At 73.5% G+C, this 9,789-nt stretch carries 11 protein-coding genes; 6 read left to right on the forward strand and 5 right to left on the reverse strand.

The genetic code is table 11. From position 1 onward, the window contains the following. Together DKL51_RS34400 and DKL51_RS34405 are read left to right on the forward strand one after the other, a co-directional pair. Positions 1 to 466, forward strand: a 466-nt coding sequence (locus DKL51_RS34400; protein ID WP_148097945.1) for a glycosyltransferase family 9 protein, incomplete at its 5' end; no start/stop codon positions are given. Then, positions 450 to 1,433, forward strand: a complete 984-nt coding sequence (locus DKL51_RS34405; RefSeq protein WP_109942717.1) for a DNA topoisomerase IB — start codon at positions 450 to 452, stop codon at positions 1,431 to 1,433. The genes DKL51_RS34400 and DKL51_RS34405, both read left to right, overlap by 17 nt. 215 nt (positions 1,434 to 1,648) lie before the next feature. On the opposite strand, the gene DKL51_RS34410 is transcribed toward DKL51_RS34405, so the two are convergent. The 3 genes from DKL51_RS34410 to DKL51_RS34420 form a co-directional block, all read right to left on the reverse strand. Beyond that, complete coding sequence (locus tag DKL51_RS34410; protein ID WP_109942718.1) at positions 1,649 to 2,683, reverse strand: helix-turn-helix domain-containing protein; 1,035 nt, start codon at positions 2,681 to 2,683, stop codon at positions 1,649 to 1,651. Positions 2,684 to 2,749: 66 nt separating this feature from the next. Next, positions 2,750 to 3,253, reverse strand: coding sequence for a hypothetical protein (locus DKL51_RS34415; protein WP_109942719.1), 504 nt, complete (start codon positions 3,251 to 3,253; stop codon positions 2,750 to 2,752). Positions 3,254 to 3,342: 89 nt separating this feature from the next. Further along, complete coding sequence (locus DKL51_RS34420) at positions 3,343 to 4,968, reverse strand: RecQ family ATP-dependent DNA helicase (protein WP_109942720.1); 1,626 nt, start codon at positions 4,966 to 4,968, stop codon at positions 3,343 to 3,345. Positions 4,969 to 5,079: 111 nt separating this feature from the next. On the opposite strand from DKL51_RS34420, the gene DKL51_RS34425 reads away from it, so the two are divergent. The 3 genes from DKL51_RS34425 to DKL51_RS34435 all read left to right on the forward strand — a co-directional run bounded on the left by DKL51_RS34425 (position 5,080) and on the right by DKL51_RS34435 (position 7,475). Next, positions 5,080 to 5,919, forward strand: coding sequence for a class I SAM-dependent methyltransferase (locus tag DKL51_RS34425; RefSeq protein ID WP_109942721.1), 840 nt, complete (start codon positions 5,080 to 5,082; stop codon positions 5,917 to 5,919). Positions 5,920 to 5,981: 62 nt separating this feature from the next. Beyond that, positions 5,982 to 6,611 (forward strand): TetR/AcrR family transcriptional regulator, encoded by a 630-nt coding sequence (locus DKL51_RS34430; RefSeq protein WP_109942722.1) that lies wholly within the window; start codon positions 5,982 to 5,984, stop codon positions 6,609 to 6,611. Between the two features lie 66 nt (positions 6,612 to 6,677). Then, positions 6,678 to 7,475 carry a PH domain-containing protein gene (locus DKL51_RS34435; RefSeq protein ID WP_109942723.1) on the forward strand — a complete coding sequence of 266 codons (798 nt, stop codon included), beginning with the start codon at positions 6,678 to 6,680 and terminating at the stop codon, positions 7,473 to 7,475. Positions 7,476 to 7,515: 40 nt separating this feature from the next. Here the strand turns inward: DKL51_RS34435 and DKL51_RS34440 are convergent, their stop codons facing one another. Both DKL51_RS34440 and DKL51_RS36845 read right to left on the reverse strand, forming a co-directional pair. Beyond that, positions 7,516 to 8,466, reverse strand: coding sequence for a TIGR03557 family F420-dependent LLM class oxidoreductase (locus DKL51_RS34440; RefSeq protein WP_109942724.1), 951 nt, complete (start codon positions 8,464 to 8,466; stop codon positions 7,516 to 7,518). A gap of 92 nt (positions 8,467 to 8,558) precedes the next feature. Continuing rightward, positions 8,559 to 8,681, reverse strand: coding sequence for a hypothetical protein (locus tag DKL51_RS36845; protein WP_260428779.1), 123 nt, complete (start codon positions 8,679 to 8,681; stop codon positions 8,559 to 8,561). Positions 8,682 to 8,827: 146 nt separating this feature from the next. On the opposite strand from DKL51_RS36845, the gene DKL51_RS34445 reads away from it, so the two are divergent. Next, positions 8,828 to 9,789, forward strand: a 962-nt coding sequence (locus DKL51_RS34445) for a glycoside hydrolase family 3 protein (RefSeq protein WP_311768106.1), incomplete at its 3' end; no start/stop codon positions are given.

Below are 9,789 nucleotides of genomic sequence, written 5' to 3' on the forward strand. Positions count from 1 at the left end.
GTTCGCCGCGGTCGGCCGGGAGCTGACCCGGCGCGGGCATCGGGTGGTGCTGACCGGTTCCGCCGACGAGCGGGACCTCGCCGCCCGGGTGGCGCACGACGCCGGGCTGCCCCCGGAGGCGGTACTCGCCGGCCGGACCGACCTGGCCGAGCTGGCCGCCCTGGTGGCCGGCGCCCGGCTGGTGGTGAGTGGGGACACCGGGGTGGCGCACCTGGCCACCGGGTACGGCACCGCCTCGGTGGTGCTCTTCGGAACGGTCTCCCCGGCCCGGTGGGGGCCGCCCCCGGACCGCCCCCGGCACCGCGTCATCGACGCCACGTCGCGGGTCGGACACGGCATGGATTGGAGCGGGGTCGACGGGGTAGGAACGGCTGCGACATTGGCGGCCGTCCCGGTCCACGAGGTGCTGGCCGCCGTGGACGACGCGGAACAGGCGGTGCAGGTCTCCGGTGCGGTTGCGGCGTAGTGATCCGGGCAGGCCGGGGTATGGACGCCGCCGGCGCGGCAAGGGCTGGCTGTTCGTCGACGCGAAGGGCGAGCCGGTACGCGATCCCGAGGTGCTCGCCCGGTTGAAGGAGCTGGTGATTCCACCGGCCTGGCAGGACGTCTGGATCTCGCCGTACCCGAACGGGCACATCCAGGCCACCGGGATCGACGCCGCCGGGCGCAAGCAGTACCTCTACCACCCGAAGTGGCGGGAGAAGCGGGACGAGGCCAAGTTCGACCACGTGCTGGAGGTGGCCCGTCGGCTGCCGGTGCTGCGCGAGCGGGTCGAGCTCGACCTGGCCGGCCGGGGACTGAACCGGGACCGGGTGCTGGCGACGGTGGCCCGGCTGCTCGACATGGGCATGTTCCGGGTCGGCAACGACCAGTACGCCACCGGGGAGGACCCCACCTTCGGCGTCTCCACGCTGCGCCCGGAACACGCCCGCTCCCGCCAGGGGTGCGTGGTGTTCGAGTTCCCGGCCAAGGGCGGCATCGAGCAGGTCCGCCGGATCGACGACCCGGAGCTGTGCCGCGTACTGACGAACCTGCGCCGCCGGCGCCGCGCCGAGGAACGGCTCTTCGGCTACTGGGACGGGCGGAGCTGGCGGGACGTGCGCAGCGACGAGGTCAACGACTACCTGCGCGACGCCAGCGGCGGGGAGATGACCGCCAAGGACTTCCGTACCTGGCACGCGACGGTGCTGGCGGCGACCGAGCTGGCCACACTCGGTGCGCAGCGTTCCGTCACCGCCCGGCGGAAGGCGGTCGCAGCGGTGATGCGCAGCGTCTCCGAGCTGCTCGGCAACACCCCCACCGTGGCGCGGACGTCCTACGTGGATCCCCGGGTGGTGGACCTCTACCACGACGGGGTGGTGGCGCCGGTGGAGGCGGAGACGCCACCCGAGGCCGCGGAGAAGGCCGTCCTGGCGCTACTGGAGGAGGCCTGACCGGCCCCGCCGTCGGTCCTGGGGGGAAGGACGACGGGGCCGGAGTCGGCGCGGCCGTCGACGGCCGGTGGCGCGGGGACCGGTGCCTCCCGCCGGCATGGCCGGGGTCTTCGACACCGGGCGGCCGCCCGCGACCGAACTGTCGCGGGCGCCTCGCCACGGCCCCCCGATACCAGTGGGCCGTGCGCCCGGTCTCCCGGCCGCCGGCCCGGCCATCAGTATGTCCGCTGTGAGTTGACCACGGACGCCGGACTGTTGACGATGCGTGCCTGTTCGAGGTGGCGGGCCCGGTACGCCTGCGGGGTCAGCTCGTGGGCCGCCCGGAACACCCGGCTGAAGTGCGCCTTGTCCCGGAACCCCCAGCGGGCGGCGATCAGCTGGATCGGCCGGTCCCGCAGCGTCGGGTCCGCGAGGTCGCGCCGGCACCGTTCCAGGCGCTGGTCCCGGACGTACGCGGCGACGGTGGTCTGCTCGTCCTCGAAGAGCCGGTGCAGCGACCGGACGGAGATGTGGTGCGCGTCGGCGATGAGCTGCGGGCTCAACGTCGCGTCGCCGAGGTGCTGCCGGATGTGGGCGCGGATCTGGGCGAGGAGCGCCCGGCGGCGGACCTCGGTGGGCACGGCATCATCGGAGACCAGGTGCCGGCCGAGCATGGTGGAGGCGAGGTCCAGCCCGACGGTGGCCAACCGGTCGGCGTCCGCCGCGTGGTACTGCTCGGGATGGCTGGCCACCTGGATCAGGTACTGCGCGAGCAGCGCGCCGATCCCCTCGGTGCCGGACATCCGGCCGGCGAACAGGGCGGCCAGCCGGCCCGGCGGGAACGGCAACGCGTCGTACGGGATGAGGGCGACGACCGACCCGACCACCTCCCGCCCGTGGTCGTCGCCGTAGTGGCTGACCTCGTGGGGGCGGGAGCAGTCGTAGAAGGTGAACTCCCCGGCGTCCACGACGCTGCGCTGCCCCTCCTGGCTCGACGCGCCCTTACCGGAGGTGGTCAGCGCGAGCAGGTAGTAGTCGGGATCCGAGCGTTGGACCAGCTTGCGGGTGCGGACGCAGTCCACCGACGGGTAGCGGTACCGGACGAGCTGCATCCGGCCGAGCTCGATGAAATCGGCCCGAGCCACGAAGTCGTGCGCGTGCTCGCTGTGGACCCGCAGTGGCGCCGGCGAGCCGGAGATCATGTCCAACCACACGCCGAACCGATCGGCCGGCGGCACCAGCTCGGTGTCCACGGTGTACCGGGGCAGCATCGCGTCCTCCGTCCCGGTCGAACCAGCCGCGTCCCGGTCGGCAGCCTACCGGGAATCGGGGCGGGGTCAGTCGTTGAGGACCTGGGAGAGCCGGTCCCGGAAGCGGCGCTCGGAGTCGCTGACCACGTCCCCGCCCAGGCCGAGCAGGCCGCCGGTGGAGGCCGCGGTCACCACCTGCTCGGCGATCTCCACCAGCCAATGCTTGTACGCGCCGGCCTCGCCCTCGTCCACGTGTGCGGCGAGCAGAGCGGCGGCCTCGCCCGCCCGGGCCAGCACGTCGTCGATCATCGCCTGCGGGTCGGCGGGCTCGATGACCGGCAGTTCCTCGCCGGCCTCCGGGTCGCCCGCCCGGGTGACGACCTCACCGGCGACCGCGGCCACCAGCGGGCTGGCCGACTCGCGGCCGGCGGAGATCATCTCCAGTCCGGCGGCGTTCTCGGCCATGGTGCGTCGGGTGCCGTCCGATTCGGCCGCGCTCGCCGCGGTCAGGACCGACTGCGGCAGCCCGACCAGCAGCCCCCACTCCTCGTCGGAAAAACCGAACCCGGTGTACGCCGGCTGCTCGATCACGACAACAACACCTCTCTCACCTGGTCTCGTGGTCCCGCCGGTTCCGCTTCCGCCCGGCGTGCCCGCCGGCGCCCGGAACCCGGCTCAGGTTAGTCCAGCGTCAACAGACCCTGTTCGGACACCACGGGCACGGACAGCGTCTTGTATCCCACCTCGTCGAAGAGCACCGTCATCCGGTCCTCCTCGTAGCTCATCACCATGCCGGCGCCCCACTCCGGGTGCCGGACCTGGCTGTGCACCGGGAACGGCCCGACCGCCCCGTCGTCGGCGATGCTGGTACCGGCATGGCAGTTGTCGCAGTGCCCGCAGACCTCGCTCATCTGCTCGCCGAAGTACGCCAGCAGCGCCTGCCCCCGGCAGCCCGTGGTCTCCGCGAAGGCGCGCATCATGTCGGTCCGCGAGCGGGTGACGGCCTGCTGCCGCTCCGCCTCGGCCAGCGCCGCCCGGCCGGACTCGGCCGGCTTCGGGGCGTACCGGGGTGCGCCGATGTGCTGCTTCGGCCGCGGCTCGGCGGCGCCCACCTGCTCCAGCAGCGACAGGTACTGCCCGAGCTTGCGCGGGCCGAGTCCGGACAGCTCCCGCAGCTCCTTCTTGGTCCGCGGCTGCTTGCGCAGCAGCGCCGCCAGGTCGCGCAGCTCGTTCTCGTCGGGCAGGCCACCGCTGAAGTAGCGCTGCAGGCCGACGTCCTCGGCCCGCCAGAGCAGCAGCACCCGGGCCGGCTCGCCGTCCCGCCCGGCGCGGCCGATCTCCTGGAAGTAGCTGTCCGGGGAGTCGGGCAGTGCCATGTGCACCACCCAGGCGATGTTCGGCTTGTCGATGCCCATGCCGAACGCCGAGGTCGCCACCATGATCGGTACCTGGTCGGCGAGGAACGCCTCGTGCAGCTCGTTGCGGGCGTTGGTGGCCATCCCGCCGTGGAAGTACTGCGACGGGAAGCCGGCGTCGGTGAGCCGCTGGGCCAGCTCCTCGGCGGCCCGCCGGGTGGGCACGTAGATGATGCCGGGCCGCTTGTCCTCGCGGAGCAGCCCGACCAGTCGCCGCCACCGGTAGTCGTCGTCCGGGCAGTACGCCACCTCGAGGAAGAGGTTCGGCCGGTCCAGCCCGGAGATCACCACCTCGGGGTCGCGCAGCCGGAGCCGGGCGATGATGTCCTCGCGTACCGGCGGGGAGGCGGTGGCGGTCAGCGCGACCACCGGGGGTCGGCCGAGGTCGTCGATGAGGTGGCCGAGCGCCAGGTAGTCGGGGCGGAAGTCGTGCCCCCAGGCCGAGATGCAGTGCGCCTCGTCGACCGCTACCAGAGCCGGCTTGAGCGACCGGACCTCGGCCATCCGCTCCGGCCTGGTGAGCGCCTCCGGGGTGATGAAGAGGAACTCGGCCCGTCCCGCGCGGACCTCCTCGATCGCCTCGGCCTGCTGCGCGGGGGTCTCGTCGGAGCTGATCCGGACGGCCCGCAGCTCGGGGCGTTGCCGCTCGTTCAGCGCCGCGATCTGGTCCTGCTGAAGGGCGAGCAGCGGGGAGATGACCACCGTCGGTCCGGGGATCAGGCTGGCCGGGATCTGGTAGATCGCCGACTTCCCGGCGCCCGTGGGCAGGACCACCAGGGCGTCGCGCCGCTTCATCACCGCGCGCATCGCGGCCAGCTGGTTGGGCCGGAGGGTGGTCCAGCCGAAGAGGCTGCGCGCCGCGCGGCGCAACGTCGCCGAGTGTCTGTTCATTGGTGGCCGGAGATACCCGAGCCGATCACCATCGAAACGTTGACAGCCGGTGACCCCGATCGCCAGTATGAACGTACGTTCATGAACAGACATTCATAACGGGAGGGTGGCATGGAGACGATCGTCAACCGGCACCAGGCGGAGGCGTGGAACGGCTACGAGGGGCGGCACTGGGCCGCGCACCAGGATCGCTATGACGGCGTAAACAGCGGCTTCAACGATGCCCTGCTCGCCGCCGTACGCCCCGGCGACCGGGTCCTCGACGTCGGCTGCGGCAACGGGCAGCTCACCCGGCTGGCCGCCGCGCGCGCCGGCACCGGACACGCCGTCGGCGTCGACCTCTCCGCGCCCATGCTCGACCGGGCCCGAGCCTCCGCCGTCGACGAGGGCGTGGCCAACGTCGAGTTCGTCCGCGGCGACGTCCAGGTGTACCCGTTCCCGGCCGCCGCCTTCGACGTGGCGCTCAGCCGCTTCGGGGTGATGTTCTTCGCCGACCCGGTCGCCGCGTTCGGCAACGTCGGCCGGGCGCTGCGTCCCGGCGGTCGGCTCGCCTTCGTCTGCCTCGACGACATCCGCCACGGCGACCTCGGCCGGGTGCTCGCCGCGCTCGCCGGCCACCTGCCCCCGCCAGGGACCGACGGCACCGCCGTCGCCGAACCGCTCTCCCTCGCCGACCCGGCAGCGATCCGGAGCGTGCTCACCGCCGCCGGCTACACCGGGGTGGACTGCGCCCCGGTTGCGGCGTCCCAGCTCTGGGGCCGGGACGCCGCCGACGCCGCCGGCTTCCTCGCCGACTGGGGACCGCTCCGGCACCAGCTCGACCGGGTCGACCCGGCCACCGCCGACCGGGCGCGGGCGGCCCTGACCGACGCGCTGCGGGCGTACGAACAGCCCGACGCGGTACGCCTGCGCGGCACCGCCTGGCTGGTCACCGCGCACCGTCCCGGCTGACCGGCCCGAGGCGAGCCGACACCGCCCGCTGGTCGCGGGCGCCGAGCCTAGGATGCCGGGTGATGTCACCGAGGAGAGCGGCCGCGCTGCGGGGCGGCGAGCAGAGCCTGCGCGAGCACCTGATCGCCGCGGCCGGGCGGGTCGTCGCCCGGCGCGGCACGGCCGGGTTGACCGTCCGCGACATCGCCCGCGAGGCGCAGGTGGCCGACGGGGTGCTCTACAACCACTTCGCCGACAAGGAGGAGTTGCTCGCGTACGCGCTGCACGCCCACGTGCGGGCGGCCGAGGCGGGACTGGAGGGGACGGCTCCGCAGCCCGGTGCGGGGACCGTCGAGGCGAACCTGCGGGCGTACCTCGACCGCGCGCTGGCGCTGCACACGGCGATCCTGCCGGCCTTCGCCGGCGTGGTGACCCAACCCGGGCTGCTGGCCCGCCTCGCCGAGCTGCCGAACCCGATCAGCGGCGGCCACGGGCTCCGGACGGAGCTGGCCGGATACCTGCGCGGCGAGCAGCGGCTCGGCCGGGTGGCCCGGGACGCCAGCCCCGAGGCGGTGGCCACGCTCATCGTCGGGGTCTGCCACGACCTGGTCCTCGGCCAGCTGCTCGACCCGACCGGGCCGGCGCCTGCGCCTACGCCCCGCCTGATCGACGAGGTCGTGGCCACCCTGCTGCACGGCATCGTCCGGCCGTGACCGCCGACCAGCCGCACGCTCCGGCCCACCGCGAACCTGGTTGACCCGGTGGTCCAGGATGCGGGCATGCAACCGACCCAGGCTCCGGTCGTCTCCCTCATCCGTCCACCGGCCGGCGCCACCGCCGACCGGTTCCGCGTCACGGCGGCGCTCGTGCTGGCGGCGGCGGCCGGTGCGCTGGCGGTCTTCACCGAACGCGCACCCGGCAGCTGGCTCGATCTCCTGCTCGGGCCGGTGCCGTTGCTGCTGGCCCTGTCGGCGTTCGTCACCGCGGTACTGTCCGCGCGGCGGCCCTGGCGGCGACCGGCGCTGCTGGTGTGGCCGGAGGATGGCCGGCTCCGGGTGACGCCCGCTCCGGGCTTCGGCTGGTTCGTCGCGGGCGAAATCCTGCTCCTCACCGGGCTCACCGTGCCGGTGGTCGACGGGCAGATGCTCCATGACCCCGCGGCATCGGCGTCCTACGACTTCCTTGACGTGGGGCTGGCGGTGCTGGCCGCCGTGCTGATCGTGGTGCTCGCCGCGGCGGTGTTCCAAGGGCGTCCTCGAATCGACCTGGCCCCGGCCGGCATCGAGGTCCGCGAGCCGCTCGGCCGGCGGACCGTTCCGTGGACCGCCCTGGCGCCCGGTACGCCGGCGCGGCAGCCCTCGGCGCGTAAGCTGGTGCTCACCGTGGCCCGACCCGAGCTGGTCCACCGGCGCGGGCTCGTCCGGCGAGCACCCGTGCTGGAGCTCACCTGGCTGCGGGTGCAGCCGTGGTTCCTCACCGACGTGCTGCGCTGGTACGTCGACCACCCGCAGGAGCGGGCTGCGCTCGGCACCGAGGCCGGCAACGAACGGCTGTGCCGGGCGCTGGGGGCGCGCTGAGACCCGAACCGGCGCGGCGACCGGCCCGGGAGGGCGGCGCTCAGCGCAGCCGGGGCAGCACCTCGCGCTGGTAGAGGTCGAACAGTCCCTGGGTGTTCGGGCCGGTGTTGGCGACGTAGACCTCGTCGAAGCCGGCCTTGGCGTACTTGTCGATCATCTCCAGGTGGGCGTCGGCGCTGTTGCCGCAGACGAACGACTCCTTCATCATCTCCGGCTTGACCAGCTGCGCGGCCTGCTGGAAGTGCTTCGGTGAGGGGAGCACCTGGGACAGCTCGCCCGGCACGCCGGCGTTCGGCCACTTCTCGTACGCGATCCGCGCGCCCTCGTCCTCGCTGTCGGCGTACGCGGCCTTGAAGCCGGCCTGGCACGGCTTGTCGCCGCCGCCGTTGTCGCGGAACCGGCGGACCATCTCGGCGTCAGGCATAGTGCTGACGTAGCCGTCGCCGATCCGGGCGGCCAGGTCGATCGCCTTCGGACCGAAGCCGGAGACGTAGACCGGCGGGGGAGTGGCCGGCAGCGTGTAGACCCGGGCGTGTTCGACGGTGTAGTGCTTGCCGTGGTGGTTGACGAAGCCGCCCTGCCACAGCTCGCGCATGACCTCGACCGCCTCCTCCAGCATCTCCATCCGGACGTCGGCCTGCGGCCAGGCGTCACCGAAGATGTGCTCGTTGAGCGCCTCGCCGGTGCCCACGCCGAGCACGAACCGGCCGTTGTGCAGCACCGCGCTGGTCGCGGCGGCCTGGGCGATCACCGCCGGGTGGATGCGGACCGTCGGGCAGGTGACCGCGGTGGTCACCGGCAGCGAGCAGACCTGGCTGAGCGCGCCGATGGTGGACCAGACGAACGGACTCTGCCCCTGCGCGTCCACCCAGGGATGGTAGTGGTCGGAGATCCACAGTGCCTCGAAGCCGGCCCGCTCGGCACCGCGGGCCTGTTCCAGCAGCTCCGCCGGGGTGTACTCCTCGCTGGACAGAAAGTAGCCGATCTTCATGGTTCCCCCTCGCCGCCTTCCGGTGCCCCTCCGCACCAACCTGACAACGAGGCGGTACCCGCGCCGGCGTGGACCGAACCCGTCGGGCCTGCTCAGCGGCGGAACATCGCCCGGATGGCGATGAGCAGGAACAGGCCGCCGACCACCAGGCCGAGCAGCCGTACGCCGGGGATGTCGGCCGGGCTCGTCGCGTCGGCCAGCAGCGCGGGGTCCATGCGGGCACTCTCCCACGGGGGTCGGGGCGACGCCAGGCGGAAACAGTAAGGTTTATTGACTATTCCGGGACGCGATGTGACCATGGCTGCACCGCCGCAGCTAGCGGGCCGTCCGGCAGTGGGAAAAGCGGGGGTACGGGACCGGCATGAGCGCACCGATGGGCAACCTGGCGAGCCTCGCCGCCGCCGTCCTGCAACCCGGGTTCGTCGGCACCACCCCGCCACCGTGGATCCGCCGGTGGCTCGGCGAAGGGCTCGGCTCGGTGGTCCTCTTCGCCCGCAACATCGTCGATTCCGAGCAGCTCGCCGCGCTCACCGCGACGCTGCGCGCCGAACGGCCGGACGTCATCGTCGCCATCGACGAGGAGGCCGGCGACGTCACCCGGATCGAGTCCGCCCGCGGCAGCTCCCGGCCCGGCAACTTCGCCCTCGGCATTGTCGACGACCCGGCGCTTACCGAGGCGGTCGCCCGGGACCTTGGCACCGAGCTCGCCGCCGCGGGCGTGACCCTCAACTACGCGCCGGACGCCGACGTCAACTCCAATCCGGACAACCCGGTGATCGGCGTCCGCTCCTTCGGCGCCGATCCCGCCCTGGTCGCCCGGCACACCGCCGCCTGGGTCCGCGGACTCCAGGCCGGCGGGGTGGCCGCCTGCGCGAAGCACTTCCCGGGCCACGGCGACACCCGGATCGACTCGCACCATGACCTGCCCCGCATCGGCGGCGACCGGGCCCGCCTCGACGCCGTCGAGCTGGCCCCCTTCCGGGCCGCCGTGGCGGCCGGCGTGCAGGCCGTGATGACCGGGCACCTGCTGGTGCCCGCGCTGGACCCCGAGCTGCCGGCCACCCTCAGCCCGCGCATCCTCGGCCGGCTGCTCCGCGAGGAGTTGCGCTTCCAGGGGGTGGTGGTCACCGACGCGGTGGAGATGCGGGCCGTCGCCGACCGGTACGGCTTCGCCGGCGCGGCGGTCCGGGCCCTCGCCGCCGGCGCCGACGCGATCTGCGTCGGCGGGGAACGGGCCCGCGAACAGGACGCCCGGCACCTGCGCGACGCCATCGTCGCCGCGGTGACCGCCGGGGAGCTGCCCGAGGAGCGGCTCGCCGAGGC

Source organism: Micromonospora globispora (genome assembly GCF_003857015.1).
GTDB classification, from domain to species: Bacteria; Actinomycetota; Actinomycetes; order Mycobacteriales; family Micromonosporaceae; genus Micromonospora; species Micromonospora globispora.

Excerpts from the sequence above, each read along its gene's own strand:
- DKL51_RS34440 (WP_109942724.1), bottom strand. The coding sequence starts at position 8,466 with ATGAAGATCGGCTACTTTCTGTCCAGCGAGGAGTACACCCCGGCGGAG.
- DKL51_RS34420 (WP_109942720.1), bottom strand. The coding sequence starts at position 4,968 with ATGAACAGACACTCGGCGACGTTGCGCCGCGCGGCGCGCAGCCTCTTC.
- DKL51_RS34430 (WP_109942722.1), top strand. The coding sequence starts at position 5,982 with ATGTCACCGAGGAGAGCGGCCGCGCTGCGGGGCGGCGAGCAGAGCCTG.
- DKL51_RS34435 (WP_109942723.1), top strand. The coding sequence starts at position 6,678 with ATGCAACCGACCCAGGCTCCGGTCGTCTCCCTCATCCGTCCACCGGCC.
- DKL51_RS34410 (WP_109942718.1), bottom strand. The coding sequence starts at position 2,683 with ATGCTGCCCCGGTACACCGTGGACACCGAGCTGGTGCCGCCGGCCGAT.
- DKL51_RS34425 (WP_109942721.1), top strand. The coding sequence starts at position 5,080 with ATGGAGACGATCGTCAACCGGCACCAGGCGGAGGCGTGGAACGGCTAC.
- DKL51_RS36845 (WP_260428779.1), bottom strand. The coding sequence starts at position 8,681 with ATGGACCCCGCGCTGCTGGCCGACGCGACGAGCCCGGCCGACATCCCC.